Annotated in this window: 9 protein-coding genes; 3 read left to right on the forward strand and 6 right to left on the reverse strand. The window is 56.7% G+C overall.

All coding sequences use genetic code 11. The annotated features are described in order from the left end of the window. The first annotated feature begins 73 nt into the window (after positions 1–73). The 3 genes from ABJK56_RS14895 to ABJK56_RS14905 all read left to right on the forward strand — a co-directional run bounded on the left by ABJK56_RS14895 (position 74) and on the right by ABJK56_RS14905 (position 3,977). Positions 74–724 (forward strand): DUF1080 domain-containing protein, encoded by a 651-nt coding sequence (locus ABJK56_RS14895; protein ID WP_347245460.1) that lies wholly within the window; start codon positions 74–76, stop codon positions 722–724. Further along, positions 725–1,864 carry an ROK family protein gene (locus tag ABJK56_RS14900; protein WP_347245461.1) on the forward strand — a complete coding sequence of 380 codons (1,140 nt, stop codon included), beginning with the start codon at positions 725–727 and terminating at the stop codon, positions 1,862–1,864. A 79-nt stretch (positions 1,865–1,943) separates the two neighbouring features. After that, complete coding sequence (locus ABJK56_RS14905) at positions 1,944–3,977, forward strand: glycoside hydrolase family 172 protein (protein WP_347245462.1); 2,034 nt, start codon at positions 1,944–1,946, stop codon at positions 3,975–3,977. A gap of 75 nt (positions 3,978–4,052) precedes the next feature. On the opposite strand, the gene ABJK56_RS14910 is transcribed toward ABJK56_RS14905, so the two are convergent. From ABJK56_RS14910 to ABJK56_RS14935, 6 genes are all read right to left on the reverse strand, one after another. Beyond that, complete coding sequence (locus ABJK56_RS14910) at positions 4,053–5,477, reverse strand: hypothetical protein (protein ID WP_347245463.1); 1,425 nt, start codon at positions 5,475–5,477, stop codon at positions 4,053–4,055. A gap of 39 nt (positions 5,478–5,516) precedes the next feature. After that, complete coding sequence (locus ABJK56_RS14915; RefSeq protein ID WP_347245464.1) at positions 5,517–6,647, reverse strand: sulfotransferase; 1,131 nt, start codon at positions 6,645–6,647, stop codon at positions 5,517–5,519. A gap of 88 nt (positions 6,648–6,735) precedes the next feature. Further along, complete coding sequence (locus ABJK56_RS14920) at positions 6,736–8,904, reverse strand: nucleoside-diphosphate sugar epimerase/dehydratase (RefSeq protein WP_347245465.1); 2,169 nt, start codon at positions 8,902–8,904, stop codon at positions 6,736–6,738. Positions 8,905–9,015: 111 nt separating this feature from the next. Continuing rightward, positions 9,016–11,934: an O-antigen ligase family protein gene (locus ABJK56_RS14925; protein WP_347245466.1), complete on the reverse strand. Its 2,919-nt coding sequence runs from the start codon at positions 11,932–11,934 to the stop codon at positions 9,016–9,018. 151 nt (positions 11,935–12,085) lie between these two features. Continuing rightward, positions 12,086–14,368: a polysaccharide biosynthesis tyrosine autokinase gene (locus ABJK56_RS14930; RefSeq protein ID WP_347245467.1), complete on the reverse strand. Its 2,283-nt coding sequence runs from the start codon at positions 14,366–14,368 to the stop codon at positions 12,086–12,088. Positions 14,369–14,631: 263 nt separating this feature from the next. After that, a complete protein-coding gene (locus ABJK56_RS14935; protein WP_347245468.1) occupies positions 14,632–15,780 on the reverse strand; it encodes a polysaccharide biosynthesis/export family protein in 1,149 nt (382 codons plus the stop codon). Between the last annotated feature and the right edge of the window lie 560 nt (positions 15,781–16,340).

A 16,340-nucleotide genomic window follows, 5' to 3' on the forward strand; every position in this document is an offset into this window, starting at 1 on the left:
TGTGAAGTTGACAGGTTGGCCGGAATTCTGGGGTACAAACTTACAACAGTCTTTACTGTAAGGAGTTGCAGCCATGAGATTGCTCCCCGCAGTTGTAGTGCTTTTGGTAGCCGTTCCCGCTTGGGCGGAGGAAGCATCCAATTGTCTGACGCCGGAAGAAAAAGAGCAAGGCTTTGTTTGCCTGTTTGACGGAACGTCGCTCGATCAGTGGCAGGGCGATACCAAGGGTTACGTCATTGAAAACGGTGTGCTCGTCTGCAAGCCTGGCGGCAATCTTTACACCAAAAAAGAGTACAGCGATTTCATTTTCCGATTCGAATTCAAACTGACACCCAACGCCAACAACGGCGTGGGAATCCGCACACCACTCGGATGTGATCCCGCTTATTGCGGCATGGAAATCCAGATTCTGGATGATTCGGGAAGCCAGTACACACACCTTCAGCCATACCAGTATCACGGATCCATCTACGGTGTGGTGCCTGCCAAACGTGGCCACCTCAAACCCGTCGGGGAATGGAACAGCGAAGAAATTCTGTGTCAGGGGCGTCACGTCCGTGTGACACTCAACGGCGTGGTTATCGTCGATGCCAACCTCGATGAAGTTCAGCCGATGGATCATCGCGACCACCCCGGCCTGAAGCGTGACAAAGGGTACATCGGATTCCTCGGTCACGGCACGCGGGTGGAATTCCGCAAAATCCGCATCAAGGAATTGAACTAATTGGGCACCGGGTTGTTCCTTACCTACTGGCATTCCATGTGTTATCTCGGAATCGAGATCGGCGGGACAAAGCTCCAAGTCGGCATCGGGACAGGCGACGAACCTCGGCTGATGGCCCTGCATCGGGATGAAATTGATCGGAGACAGGGCGCCGAGGCGATCCGCCGTCGCATTCTCGATTTTGCCCGGCCACTTATTGCCGAACATCACCCCCGAGCAATTGGGATCGCGTTTGGCGGTCCCATTGACGTTCAAACGGGGCGAACCCTGAAAAGTCACCATGTGGCCGGTTGGGACAATTTCCCCCTCATTCAGTGGTGTCAGGACGAGCTGGGCCTTCCCGCCGCGATGGGAAACGACGCGGACCTTGCCGGTTGGGCGGAGGCCATCTATGGAGCTGGCAAAGGCCACCGCGCCGTCTTTTACATCACCGTGGGCACTGGTATTGGAGGCGCTCTGATTTACGAAGGAAAAATCTACACCGGTGCTCATGGGATTGCCGCTGAAATCGGCCATCTTCGCCCGGGACCGACGGCTGTCTCACCCGAAAACGATCTCGAATCCATTTCCGCAGGCTGGGGGATCGCCGCCCGAGCCCAGACGCTGGTGCGGGAAATCCTCGCCTCTCGTGGTGATTTCGAAGCTGGTTCCGGCGACTCCATACGCATCAGCGTGTGGCGCGAAAAATGGGCAACCGAGGAGCTCGGCGATGTCTCTTTTTCCACGCTCAATGACGCGGCCATGAACCTCCTGCAGCGGTGTGGGAATGATTTGGATCGGCTCACCACGAAAATGCTGGGCGAAGCTCTGGCATCCGGCAACGTCATTGCAGCTTGGGTTTTTGCCCGGGCCCTACGAACGCTTGGCTGGGCCATCGCCCAAATGATCACCCTCTTGGCGCCTTCAGCGATTGTTATCGGTGGCGGGGTGTCGCTCCTTGGAGAGCGGTTGTTTTTTGAGCCGCTTCGCAAAGAGGTGGCCCGATACGTTTTTCCGCCGCTCGCCGATCGCTACGTCATTCGACCGGCAGAACTGGGGGAAGAAGTGATGGTCCACGGCGCGATTCTGCTCGCCCGGCAGAGCTTCGAAACTGCCGCCGGAATGGATGTGACATCACACGCTCTGGAACAGAAAAGGTGAATGTTGTGGTTACACGTGGGCGTGCGGAGTCCAGGGAATGGCTCCGATGGACACCGATGAACAGAAAAGGAGATTGGCCATGATGCCGTTGAGACGACTCCCGGTTCTGATTCTTGCAGTGCTGGTGCTGGGCCAGTTTTCATCAATCGGGTGGGCGCAGACTGCCTACACCTATCGCGATCTACTCATGCAGATGCTGGATCCGCGGGTTCCCGCCGTTATGCCAGCAGATGGAGAATACTGCAAACAATGGTCAAGCTGGGATCGTGCCAGTCAGTATGACGAGGCGACCGGCAAGTATATCAACTGGGCCGCTAATGGGGACGGCCACCACTTCATCCGCGAGGAAAACGGCATGGAGGTCCTTGCGGAAATGGAAGGGCCCGGGTGCATTTGGCGGATCTGGTCGGCCCTCGCCCAAGATGGTCATGTCAAAATTTATCTTGACGGTGCGGAGCAGCCTGTGGTCGATTTACCGTTCAAAAAATACTTCACGGGCGACACGCCACCGTTCAACTATCCGCAACTTTCCTACCACCTGGAAGATCAGGGCTGCCGCGGCCAGAATCTCTACATGCCGATTCCCTATCAGAAGTCATGCAAGATCGTGGGGGAAAAAGGATGGGGACGCTACTACCACTTTGTCTATCGCACATATCCGAAAGGCACCCAGCTCCCAACCTTCAGCGCCCAACTTGTGGCGGAACACGCCGATCTGCTGAAGAAGATCAACGATTTCTTTTCTGAGAAAATGGGCGAATTGCCGCCGGTTTACGCGGGCATGGAACTGGAAACTCACGGCGGTGTTCTGGAATTGGCTCCTGGAGCAAAGGAATCGTTGGAACTTACCGGCCCCAAAGCCATCATCGCCATTAAGGGGAAGATCAAGTGTGAAGATCGGGCCGACGAGATGGCAGCCCTCCGCCGCGTGGCTCTGCAAATCACCTGGGACGATCAACCCAAGCCGGCTGTGTGGTGTCCCGTGGGAGACTTCTTCGGCACCGCACCCGGCTGGAACAAGTACAAGAGTTTTCTCACAGGAGTGACAGACGAAGGTGGCTACGCATACTGGTACATGCCCTTTGCCAAACGTGCGAGTATCGAGGTGGTCAATGAAGACACCGTCTCCCGGCAGATCGAATATAACATCATCGTGGCTCCTTTAGACCGTCCCTTTGAAGGGCTTGGCTACTTTCATTGCAAATGGCATCGGGATACCTTCGAGGTGCCACCCGACCGCTGGCCCGACTGGTCGCTCCTTCGTACCGAGGGACGCGGCCGATATCTCGGCGTGATGCTCCATGTGTGGAATCCTCTCGGAGGCTGGTGGGGCGAAGGAGATGAGAAATTCTTCGTGGATGGTGAAAAGTATCCCTCCACTTTCGGCACAGGCTCGGAGGACTACTTCGGTTATGCGTGGTGTGATCCGCACCTTTTCCAGCGGGCATATCACTGTCAAACAATGACGCAAAACAACAAGGGGCATCAGTCGGTGTTCCGGTGGCAGCTCGTGGACAACGTGCCCTTCCACACCAGCTTTGATGGCTACATTGAGAAGTATTTCCGTACCGAAGAACGTGGTACACAGTACGCGGTGACGGTGTGCTGGTATCTCGATCCGCAGGGCAAAGACCCTTATGACCCAGTCCCCGTGGAACAACGTCACGATTACTACGTGAAAAAGGCTCTTAAAATTGCCGGCTTCCGCATTCTGAATGAACCGCCGGGCAACCTGGAGGCCCAAGGGATGCAACACTTTCCCCTGGGTAAATGGAGCAACAATGATCATCTGTGGTGGACAGGTGCTAAACCCGGCGATGTGCTGGAAGTAGGATTCGAAGCCCCCAAAGACGGCAAGTATCAAGTGGCCGCCATCCTCACCAAGGCCCGGGATTATGGCATCGTTCAGCTTGCGATCAATGGCCAGAAAGCGGGTGACCCCATCGACCTTTACAATCCTGAGGTCATCCGTACGGACCCCATCCCACTGGGTACCTTTGAGCTCAAAAAAGGGGAGAACACGCTTTGCGTTGAGATTGTGGGGGCCAATGAAAAAGCGATTAAAGCCTACATGTTCGGGCTGGACGACGTCGTCCTCACGCCGGCGGAGTAGCCGGGCTTTCCAGTTCGCTGATTACGCGTCCGCGCGCAAGTGAACGCAGAGTCAATCCGCTTCCCAGGCTGCCGTTCATGCGGCAGCTTTTTTCATTGAGACGTCCCTAACCGAGGCGGGCGGCACCTTCAAAGCTCGCGACCAGGTGGAAGCGATCACTGCCATATAGAAAGGGAGCGAACCTGCTAGGGCCAGCGTCAATCCTACCGCCGTCCCTCGCATTCCCCACCACGCGGTGAAAACCGGCAAAAGGGCGAGTAGGAAAAGCACAGTCGCCCCACGGATCACCATATGCTGTCGAAACGCTCCGAGGGACTCAACCCCCCGTCCGAGCACGCTAGTCATATACAGCACGCAAGCCGCCACAACAATCCCACGGAGAAACGCCGGATCGTCGAGTATCCGCGGTGTGAGGATCACTGCGATCAATTGCTGGCCGATGGCCGTTTCTACGACAGCAAGAGGCAGTAAAGCGAACAGGATTGTGACGCCCGTAAAACGACTCAACAGAAAAACATAGCGACGAAGTTCCAGGGCATGATAACACCGTGCGAGGCGTGGGGCCAGAGCGTTCGCCATGGCGCTGACAAAGAGCTGACCCACCGCCGCAATTTGAAGGGCGGAAGCAAAGACGGCCAAGGCCTCTTTTCCCAGGGTCATGTCCACCACATACCGGGGGATGTTGGTGATCAAATTAATTTCAAAATTGACCACCCCAGCGGGAAGACTTTCCCAGATGATTTTGAGCCATCCGGGGTGCGGCCGCCGGAATTGAACGGTTTCCACTGGCGAGGAAAGTAAACACGCGGGATTTGCTTCGGAAAATCCATCCGAAAGGGCCATTCCAGCCAGAAGCTCTGAGGCGTGCGGAAGTGCCCATCTAAAACAGATTCCGGCTGCTGTCAAAGTATCCACGCAAGCGGCCGCGAAGACTCCTCCGCCCATGGCCAGGGCCCCAGCCACTCCCACGAGACTGAGCCCGTACCGCAGCAGGAATCCTGCGCCGATCCGGTCCATCCGCTCTTCCCGTTGCAGCACGGCATAGCCGATGTCGGCAAGCGAGTCGAACATTCGGCCGGCCGCAACGACGACTACCAAACCGACGAAAGCGGGATTGGCCGTGTACACCAAAGCGGCCAGCGGCGTAACAAGACATGCCGTACTCGCGCCGACGACTCGGATAGAAAAGTAGTCCTGAAACAGAAAGCGACGCTGGACGTCGCACACGAGAAGATTGCGAAGCCCCAATTCAAAAGCGGCAAAGATCGGTGCGCAAAGGGCCACCGCTGCAACCCATCGGCCGGTGTCCGCCAATCCGCCCAGCTTGATAAGAAGCACCAAAACCAGCAGTCTTGACACCGCCTGGGTCACATTCCCGGAAAGATACCAGGCAAAGTTTCGACGGATGGAAAGGGGCGGCAGCGTGGACGATTGGCGAACGAGCAAATTTTGCCGAGCGGTTGCTTCCTCAGAAGTGTTGTCCGGCTTCGATTTGAACATGTTTTGGGGTGTGCTCGGCATCTCAGCGGAGAAGATTGTTCAGGGTTGGGCAGACTCCGACACAGGCGACGATTCGGTCGATTGCTGATCGCGGGACAACAGAAAGTGTGGTCCAGCAAGGGGATGGCCGCTCGCTGATGACATGACCGGGGCAAAATGGTCGAGGCCAGACACAGGTCGGTAGCGATATCCGTACGACCGAGCTTTCCACCCCGCCAGAAGCCAGATCAGCATCTTTTCAGCAAAGCTCAATTTCGACTGCCATTCCACGTCCGGTCGTAGCCGAATATGGCGCTGCATGCGCAGTCGATTCCCTGCCACGATATGACCAGGTTCAAGTGGTTTCTCAGAACGAAGCACTTCCATCCACGGACCAGGGGGAATGGCGATGAAGCCCGCAAGTTGAAGCACAACCGGAGCTGGCGCGCTCACGAAGTCTTCGTAACGGAGCACCAGAGATCGACTTGTTTCGTGACGCCGCCGGACAAAATCGGCTATGCCATTGACGAAGACCCAGGCCACAGCGCTTCTCCAAGCCGGCAAACCTTGGATGTCCTGGGGAATTCCCGCCCGCTCGTCCGCCGGAAAACTCTTTTTGGCAGACCAGGCAAATCCCCGCACGTCCCGCACAAGATGAACAAGGTGCAATTCGATCAGGTCCAGACGCTCCGCCATGAGAACGAGCGCCAATCCCCGGGCAGCATTCTTGGAGGAGTCCACAATCACGCTCTTTTCTGTAACTTCGCAGATCGCCTGATAAAGGCCGGCGGTCCACTGGGCATAGGTGAGAAAATTTCCCCGCACGTCTTTGCCGAGGTGTACCTGCTCGGGCGACGGTCGCGAGAACATCTGCCACAGAACGCTTCGACGGTGCTCCACGCGGCATCGCAACTCTTCATAGGTCTCCAAATCGACCTGGGATCGCTTTTTCCATATCTCAGTGACGCGGGACCAAAGTTCGCATTCCGAGATGCGTTGTCCGCAGGAGCAGAGCCGCCGCTCGATCCAACCATCGTGAACGAAGTTGCACAACTCTCCCGCGCTCTGGACAAGCGGATGCTGCCCCAGAAAGAGGTCGAGCACGGTCGAACCGCTCCGTCCCGCCCCCATGACGAACACCACTCGGGGACGCTGGGGAATTCGCGAAGATTGGTGAGGGTGCGTGGACATGGTGCCTGTTCCTCAATATGTGCCTGTGCAGCGGGAATTTCTCTTTTTGATTGCGGTCTTTACAGGACGCTTGGTGTGACTTCTCTTTTTAAGCAGCCCGACGGAGGGCAGGGCTCTCGGGCTGACCATGCGGACGATAATGCGGAACGATCTGCTGAAGTTCGGTGATGATCTGGCGGTCATCCACCTCCAAAAGCCGTGATAGCCGGTCTATTGCGCGGAGGATTGCCTCCCGATTCACACGGGGACTGACGGCCACGCGGATCTTGTCATGCCGTGTGGGGATGGTTCTCTCGTCGGCAGCCTGAAGCTCTTCCAAGAGCTTCTCACCCGGCCGAAGACCGATCACTTCAATTTCGATATCCCGACCGACTTCCAATCCGGAAAGTCGAATCATGTCCACTGCCAGGTCTATGATCCGCACCGGTTCGCCCATGTCGAGAACCATGATCTGGCCGCTTTCCCCGATGACGCCCGCCTGAATAACCAGACCGGCGGCTTCGGGGATTGTCATAAAGAAACGCTCCATGCGGGGATCGGTGACGGTCACGGGACCGCCTTCCGCGATCTGCTGCCGAAAAATCTGCACCACACTGCCCGCCGAATCCAGCACATTCCCGAAGCGAACCGTCACAAATCGGCAGGCTGACACTTCGCGCATGGATTGCACGTACATTTCCGCCACGCGCTTGCAGGCCCCCATCACACTCGTGGGATTGACCGCTTTATCGGTGGAAATCATCACGAACGATTCGGCCCCGTATTGATGGGCAAGATCCGCCACATTTCGCGTGGCGAAGATAATGTTTTTGACTGCTTCGCCAGGATGCGTTTCCAGCAAAGGTACGTGTTTATAGGCCGCTGCGTGGAACACGACATCCGGTCGATATTGGGCAAAGAGATTGTCCATTCGTCGAAAATCGAGAACGTCGGCCAACAGCACAGCGAGCTGGGTACGCCGGGCACTTTCTGTGGTGCCCGCCAGTTGTCGCAGTTCACGTTCGAGGAAAAACTGTCCTGTCTCACTGCGGTCCACCAGAACGAGGCACCGCGGACGAAACCGAACGAGTTGCCTTGCGATTTCTGACCCAATACTGCCTGCACTACCTGTCACCAGGAGCACACGATCTTCCAACCAGTGCCGTAAGTTTTCCCACTCCAGAGCAACCGGATCGCGGCGGAGAAGGTCGGTGATGGCAATGGGCCGGGGCTGAACCGCAACCCGCCCAGAAAGAAGTTGCTCGTAACTGGGGAGGACCTGGACGTGAATTCCGGATTCCCTCGCTTCTTCCATCAACCGGCGAATTTCACGCCCGCTCAGTGAGCCGCCCGCCAGAAAGATGTCCTTGACACCGAGTCTTCGGGCCAATTCACAGGTCTGCTCCAGAGTTCCGATCACGGGCACCCCGCCGATGCGCGTTCCGACCCGTCCTGCCTGTCGATCAATAAAGCCCACCACACGATAGCGGCAGGAAGAATGCCGGTTGATTGCCCGGAGGAGGTCCTCCCCCGCCTCATCAGCGCCCACGATAAAAACCGGCGGATCATTGCTGAAGAAATTCTGCCAGGTCCGATCGCGTATTGCCCGCACGATTGCCCGGACTCCACCAAGAATGAGCAGGGTGGTTCCCCAATCAATGAGGAGAATTCCCCGTGGCACCATCCGGGGCGGCAGGAGAAAACGGTCGAAAATGACGACCGCCGCCAGGGCGGCCGTGCTCGCTTCGACCAGCACCAGAAGATCATAAAAGCTGAGAAACCTTGTCCAGCTTCTGTGAACCCCAAAACTTACAAAGACGAGCAACTTAATGGCAACCACATAGGGAAGCGTCGTCCAAAACCAGCGCTGCACTTCTCCCTGGCCCAGGCCATCAAATCGTAGGTGAAAGGCACACAGGTAGCTTGCCACCAGACCCACGATGAGCACGCCAACACCAACCAACCCTTTTCCCCAGCCCACCGGCGCTGCAGGACGGCTGGTCAAAAAGTGAATTCGCCAAAAAGTTCCCAAGCCCTTTTCACAAAGGAGGCAGCAGGCTTTCTGGATTGCGTTCCGGACTTTTCCGCGGCCACCATTGGACTTTTCAGAGCTCAAGTTCGCGCAGACCGCCGGCGCCACCGGCTGAGATGCACTTTCTTCCACGGTTGAGCAACTCGCCCCTTCCTCCGCGCGAACAACTCGCAGGTCCGGCGCTCGGCTGGAGGGCGCAATGCTGCGATTCTTATCAGATCCAAAACCAGTTCCGGAAATAGTCACGGCAACCTCCGCTGCTGCCGATATGACGGGACATCCTTTTCCCGGGTTAATCCATATCCGAAGTCGCCTGCCGGAACAAGGGCGATTGCATAGAGCTGTCTTTTTGCAAGTTCAACGATTTGTCACGGAAACGCCGGACGACGCGGCATGCCCACCGGGCACACGCGCCAGTTGCTCCTCCTCCAGGCGCTTGCTTGCTACGTCCTGGAGCCTCTTCTGGAGGGCACGATGTCCCGGGCGCCGCTGCACGCACCACCGGAGATGTTCTTCCGCCTCAGCGTACATTCCCGCCTTTTCCAGACTGATCGCCAGGTAATACCGCGCTCGATAACTGACGGGATTGGCACGCACCGCCTCCCGGGCACAGGCAATAGCCTGTTCTTCGTTGCCTGCATCCTGGAACAGAAAGTACGCCTCCAACCAGAGACTGCTCCGTTCTTCCGCAGGAACTTCATCTCTGGAGAGCGCCGCCCGGAGTGCCAAAGCGTAAGTCCGCTGAAGCCGCGTCAACATCTCCGGAGGATATCGCTTTCGGTAAAGCCGATACATCAACCTCAGCGATTCCAAATCCGGTTCAAACGTGTCCAGAAGAAACGCAATCTCCTGATCGAGTAGCTCCGGTGGAGATCGCCCCACAAGAAAGCGCAGGAGGCGGTCCCGATACCATGGGCCGCAGGCAAACGCCTTTCGCCACAGGACAAAGCCGTGCTCGAGCCGCCCCATAAAGGCAAGCTCGGCCCCAATACGAAAGAGCAGGTCACCGTCATTGGGACGGACTGCCAGTGCCTGCTTGTACCAGGTGAGAAGCGTTCCTTCGGATTCCCCACGCAAAAAAGACGTTTGTCCGAGAATGAAGTAGGCCTCCGCCTGAAGGGGACATAACCGGCAGGCAATCAGCGATTCCTCAGATGCCCTATCCAGCAATTCCACATGATCCCCAAAGGCAGCCCGCAACCACGACCTCAACTCCTCAACGGAGGCAAAACCTGCATGAAGTGCCGCATCGCGAATCTGGGAGAGGGGCATCGGATTGGCAGAGTATAACTGCTTGAGATGGAACAACCGAAGATACGCCTTGGCCAGTCGCAAATGAGCTTCCGAACGTTTCGGATCGTAGCGCACCACATCCTGAAGATAGCGGATCATCTCCCGTTCTTTCTCAGCGGCCTCCTTGAATTGCCCGGCGATAGCTTCTGGGGAGGATTGCGTTTCCACAAAAGAGACCGATGTGGCCGCGTCCGTCTGTTCACTGTTTTCGACGTCTTCATCCTGTTGGTCGTCCGAACTCGGTGTCGACTCGGCTAGCGCATTCTTCCCGGCCAGTTCGCACATCTCCCAGTTCTGCACCGTCGTCATGTTGGTTTCACCCTGAAACAATTCCTCAACGTCACCGACCTGCCGGTAGAGGATGAGATACCGATGCCAGGCTAGCTCAGCAAACCCCGCTTTATATCGTTCCGTCACAAGTGGAACTTCAACCGGCAAAGACAACATTACCGCCAGTGATAACGCAAAAGCAGGCACAACGGTGCGGGATTTTCCAATCTGGGCTGGCTCCGCAAAGGAGGACAACTCCGAAAAACGCGTTTGTGAAACCTCCGCACATGCCGGGGCAATTTGCGCCAGTCTCGCAAGACATCCGGCCAGCACGCTGACCACACCGGCGAGCGCCGGATTATACCAGACGTAGTCCACCAGCCCGTGGAGAGTGAATGCCAGCAATCCTGCTGCAACAACGGCCGCCGCCGTGCGATGCCGTGAATCGCTGGCCTGGGCCACGGCGATCCATGTCCATCGGCCAAGCAGGATCAATCCGGCCAGCAAAAGCAGAAAGCCGGGCAGGCCGGTTTCCAGCAGGATTTGAAGAAAACCATTTTCAGCGTGCGTGTAATAGTGGGCGCTGTACCGTGCGCTCTGATAGTGGGGATGGACTACCGAAAAACTCCCGATTCCACTCCCAGCTATCCAAAAATCCCGAGCAGCGCGCCACGTGTTCTGCCATACATGCGTCCTCGCCTGGGCTGAATCGATCTCCGACCACTGTAACCGGAACACCCCTTCCCATCGTGCGGTCACTGTTTGCGGCCCCACAATGGCAATCGCCGGCGCTACCACTGCCAGCCCGATAAGTACGATCCCGATCCACCGACCGCGAACGTTTCCCCCCCCAGCGAGGACACCCCCCGCTACCAGCGCTGCTACCAGTGATGCGGTAATGCCCCCCCGCGAAAATGACAGCAGTAGCGCCACCACCACGACCGGTAGTGCCATCCAGCACAGGACATTCTGCTCCACGCCCGAACTGGTCGCAAAGCCGCCGGTCGAATGGGAACGCTTCGCCCGATCGGCAGGGCGTCTGAAAAGCAACCACCATAACAGAGGTCCGATCCCCAGCGCGACGAACTCGGCAAAATGATTGCGATTGACAAAACTCCCTTTAACCGCATCCCGAGTATGTGCAAACGGATGCTCGTAAATCCAAAAGAATTTTCCATTCGCAAAAAGATATTGCAGCAACCCGAATACAGCAACTGCAACTATTCCCAGAGCTATAGACCGCAGATAGCGCTCCACATGTTCTATTCTCCGAACGCGATAAACCACGGTCACAAACAATAAGCTGTATGCGATCCACAGTCCCAAACCGAGGCGTGTCTCCTGCGGCGTCAGACTGATGACATGCCACTCGCCCAGCATTGAAGCCGTCTCAGGGGTCTGCCAGGCGGGGAGAAACTGATCCCTTTGTGGGGAAAGCACGTGTAACCACCCGACTGGTAGAGGACAGAGCTGAACGACACCCAGCAAAACCCCGCCGAGGAGCACCCATTCTGCACCACCCAGATGAACCGACCGTCTGGATAGGATGGCATCGATGGCAACCAGGATCGCCCCGGTCATAGCGGTGGCCAGCAGCGCGGCCTCCGCCCACGGGCTCCGCCCGCCAAGCAGGAGGACCGTCAGCGCGAGCCCACCAACCAACACACCGTCTATCGTACGGTGGATCAAAGAGGAGGCCGCTTTATCACGCATGGGCAAACCATGGTCTTTTATCCATGTCAAGCAAATTGCCGTTACTTATATTCACATAAACGCATATATAAACACGTGATCGAAAGAAACCTGTGCTGTTCGTGTTAGTTTACTGTCGCATCTCTGCGCCTAACGCCGTCGGCATGGTGACTCACGCAACCCGCCGTGGCACGATGCGGTCCGGTGCGGCGATCGACTCCGCGATCTCCGCAATCTCCGTTTCTTCGTGACTCTCGTCGGCCTGGCCGTAATAATCGCCTGAATAACCGCTGTAATCCTTTTCTTTCTCGTTGGATAGTCTGTTAATGACAATGCCCAGTAAGGGAATTTTCAAGAAAGCCAGGTATTCCGTGGCTCTGATGACGGCACGGCGTTTGTTTTTATCGGGCTGCAGAACCAGGATGATGCCATCTGCGAGACGTCCCCAAATGGCGGTATCGCTGGCAAGAGGCGCGGGAGGACTATCGATGATCACCTGATCATAGTGCTCGACAGCCCAATTGAGCAGCTCTGCCGTGCGCGGCCCGGCGAGCAGCTCAGCAGGATTGCCCGGCCGACGTCCACACGGAAGGACATCCAGATCTGGCACGATATTCGTTTTCAGGCGGGCTTGAACGGCCTCGGCGATGGGGGCCGTGTCGCGGAGCACCTCAGAGATGCCTGGTTCACCCCGCAAGCCGAGAAGCTGGGTGAGGCCGGGACGCCGCAAATCTCCGTCTATCAGCAAGGTGCGTTTTCCCACATGCGCGTAGGTGATAGCAAGATTGGCCGAAATGGTGGATTTGCCGTCACCCGGCTGGGTGCTCGTGATGACAATCGTGTCTCCTGGCTGATCGCTCAGTGCGAGGGCTGTCCTCAGCGTGCGGAAGCTCTCGCTGATCGCGCTGTTGGGATCCGCCACCACCTCAAGGACCTCGACACCGTTCCCCTCGCGAGGAGGCATTTCCCGGATGATGCTGAGCACCGGTGCACGAAGCTGCCACTGAATCTCTTCTACGCTTCGGAATCGATCGTCGAGCACATCCATCACGTACACAACAAACATGCCCAGCGTCAGGCCTCCCAGAATCACCATGATCAAAACCCGCGGAAAGTTGGGCGATACCGGCGAATGGTTTTCTCTGGGCTCGGTGATCACCGAAGCCCGCAGATCCCCGGCAAGATCGAGATTCGTGATCCGCCGCACCAGGCCGCCGTAGAGCTCGCGCAATCCTGTAATGTCGTTTTTGAGCATCTCCAATTGCGCAAGGCCTCCTGCAAGATTGGCCGCCTCCTGCCTCGCCAATTCGTACTGAGCTTGAAGTGACATTTCTTTCTGCCACAGTTCGTTCACCCGTTGACGAAGCGTTCCCAATAGCATCTGGCTGAGTTCCGGGATATTCAAATTGTCGAGTCGTGCCCGAAGGCGATCCTGATAGGCCAGAAGAAATGCTTCGTTTGCCGCAATTCGTTGCTGGACCGCTTGAACCCGCGGATGATTATTCCCAAATTCCTGAAGCAGACGTGCCAGCTCCACGCGGTCTTCGACCACTTTCCTTTCGACTTCCAGCCGGGCGGCTGTCTCTTCCCGGCTGAATCCCAACACACCAAGGAGAATCTGCTGACCAATAATGTCATTCGCCGCAAAAAGATACTGGCGAATATCCGCCCCCTGCCGGACCGCGTTTTCCAACGCCTCAAGCGAGGCAGCCAGTTGCACCCGTTCTTTTTGCACTTCGACGAGCGCCTCATTGAATGCTTTGGCCCTTTCCACAAGAGGGTGAACGGTCTGTGAATTGACCCCCACATCCAGGGCCCCGATCTGCTGGCTCAATTGCTGTAGGGCCTGCTCCTTCTCGCTTAGCCGCGCGGCTATATCATCTTTTTCTGTAGTCAGAATGCGAATGATTTCGGCAGTTGTCCCCTGGGTTGTGTTTCGCATGAAATCCAGATAGGACTGGACCACAGCGCTCACAACCCGCGCAGCCACGCCGGGATCTTTCGATCGATATTCCACAGTCATGATATTCGTGCGATACACCGCGCTCGCCGAAAGGTTCCGCCGCAATCCCTCCACCCAGGTTTCGGGTTTGTCCATATTCAAATCGACGGCCAGATCATCGCGCGACAACTTCTGGATCGCTCCTTCCAGCACCTTGGCACTTGTGATGAGATTGACAAACGTGGGAATGAGGCTGTTTTCGCGACTGCCCTGCGCTTCGATTGTCGGTGAAAGGGCGTTATCTCCCGTTTGAAGAATAAGTAATTCGGCTTTTGAAGAGTAAATCCTGGGTGCTGTTGCATAATACAACGCGCCGAGAAGCGCAACCGCCAGAAAAGCCCCCAGCATCACCTGCCAGCGGCGCCTGATCGCTACAAGGAACTGGGCGATCGCGTGCAGAATGTGAGACGCCGAGTCCGGCACCGCCCATTGTATCCATGAGCTTTCGTTCATAGGCTCTTTTAACTTCCAAAACCGAAGGTTAACGCTGTGTTCTATAAGACGCCTGAGTTTTACGCGATGTCGGGTCCTGGAAAAACATTCAGGACTTCAGCGCGCCCGGACAAAAATCTTCCTTTGTCCGGATCAAATTGTCACATGCTCATAGACTTGTTCAAAAGTGCATTGAAATTCCCTGGGAACGAACGCTGCCCACTGGCATGCGTCTTTATCAATCAACTTTCTGGGATAGGGGCAGTCGTTTCCTGTTTAACCACTCAATTCAGTGGAACGGTTCCACCGACGTGGACGAAACCTTTGAGCAGGTTGTAAATAAAGGTTCCAAACGTCTCCTCCACGGTGATGACATCCCCAGGAGCAATGCGAAGGTTTTCTGCCGGATTCTTGGCTGCCGTGCGGAGGTTCGCGCGAATGAGCACAGGTTCGCTGCGTCCCCGTATTTGCCGCACGATCCAGACCTTGTCCGCCAGCGGATTAGAGCATCCCCCGGCCAGCGCAATAACGTCCAGTAGCCGCAGATCCTCCGCCGCCGGGAAAGCATACATGCCTGGTTTGTTGACAAGCCCATCAACGTAGATGGGATCAAGTTTCCGTAGTGGCACAAACACCACGTCCCCGTCTTGAAGCCGATATTCCTGGAGGGACTGATTATTTTGCCCAACAGATCGCAGATCCACCTTGATGGATTCCCCTGGCGCAGATCGCTCAGTCAAAGAGGTGAGCTGGCCTGGAGCGTTTTCAGCATTGGAATCGAGTGTCGGCTGAACCGACTCGCGGAAACCTGAACGGCGGATTTCCACGACGGGGTCCGCATCATTTTTCAACCCCTCTGCCTGAACCAGAGCCGTCAGGAGGTCCGCTTGGGCAGCCGGGATGTTGTAAACCCCGGGCTTTGCGACCGCTCCCGCTACGGTGATCCGGTAGGTCCGCGACTGCACACGCTTGATCGTGACCGTCGGCCGACGGTAAACGTCCCGCTCAATGGCTGCCTGGGCAATGGCCCTCTCTGCATCCGGCAAACGCAGGCCGCCGACCGCCACTTTCCCGATTGGGGGAACCTGCACGTTTCCCTGATCGTCTACCCGACAGGAGATACCCACATCTTTGGTATCCAGACCGGTGAGGACACTCACCTCCAACAGATCGCCCGGCATAATAACGTCGCTTGGTGCCTGGTCACTTGCCAACTGTGGCAAGGCCACGTCGCGAACATCGGTCACGGGTGGGGGTTGAAATTCCACCGGAAGGGCCCGCGCTTTGTACACCATCCGGGATGCGCAACCGGCGCAGAGGAGCCCAAGCATGAAAATAACCCAACTCCGCCCAAAATGCCCAAACGCCCCTTCCAAGGCGGGTAATTGGAAACGAATGGCCGCCATCAGTCGCTGAGCGCAGTCATCTCGCATGGGGTACCACCAGTGGCGTCGGGGAGACCTCTCCTGTTCCATGGGGTCAGAAAAAACGCAGCCCGGGCGGGCTTTCCAATTTCTCGGGAAAGTTCCCGATACGTGCATGCGCCTGGAGCATTCGGCACATGAGACCGGAGTCCTCATGACCCCGCGCGAGGGGGTAGATACCCAAAAAGGTGCCCTACCGTCAACAGCAAAAACGGCTCTCCGGGACCAAGAGAAACTGGAGAAACTACGGTATTCTCAGGGCCCATACTCAGACACCACAGTTGCCAAGATCTCCCCGTCGCCGGTAAGCTTACGGTTTAAGGAAATCAAGTCACAAGGAGTTCCCTCGATACCTTCCATAAGGCAGATTTTGTTTCGTATTTGGGGCCGGAAAGCAAATCCGGCGGGAAAAAGAGGCGGCTGGAGGAGACAAATCCACCCCCGCCGCGTGACGGAGCTTCGTGCTTGGGCAACGGATTGAAAGAAGGAGGAAACTGAGTGATCATCGCTGCTACCACCCGGTGTTTTGCCAATCTCCCATTGGAAGCGGCGTTCGAACGTCTTAACGA

Source organism: Thermogutta sp. (genome assembly GCF_039793925.1).
In the GTDB taxonomy this organism is placed as follows: domain Bacteria; phylum Planctomycetota; class Planctomycetia; order Pirellulales; family Thermoguttaceae; genus Thermogutta.

Bases quoted from the DNA above. Each gene is read 5' to 3' on its own strand.
- ABJK56_RS14895 (WP_347245460.1), top strand. From the start codon at position 74: ATGAGATTGCTCCCCGCAGTTGTAGTGCTTTTGGTAGCCGTTCCCGCT.
- ABJK56_RS14905 (WP_347245462.1), top strand. From the start codon at position 1,944: ATGATGCCGTTGAGACGACTCCCGGTTCTGATTCTTGCAGTGCTGGTG.
- ABJK56_RS14910 (WP_347245463.1), bottom strand. From the start codon at position 5,477: ATGTTCAAATCGAAGCCGGACAACACTTCTGAGGAAGCAACCGCTCGG.
- ABJK56_RS14915 (WP_347245464.1), bottom strand. From the start codon at position 6,647: ATGTCCACGCACCCTCACCAATCTTCGCGAATTCCCCAGCGTCCCCGA.
- ABJK56_RS14925 (WP_347245466.1), bottom strand. From the start codon at position 11,934: ATGCGTGATAAAGCGGCCTCCTCTTTGATCCACCGTACGATAGACGGT.
- ABJK56_RS14930 (WP_347245467.1), bottom strand. From the start codon at position 14,368: ATGAACGAAAGCTCATGGATACAATGGGCGGTGCCGGACTCGGCGTCT.
- ABJK56_RS14935 (WP_347245468.1), bottom strand. From the start codon at position 15,780: ATGCGAGATGACTGCGCTCAGCGACTGATGGCGGCCATTCGTTTCCAA.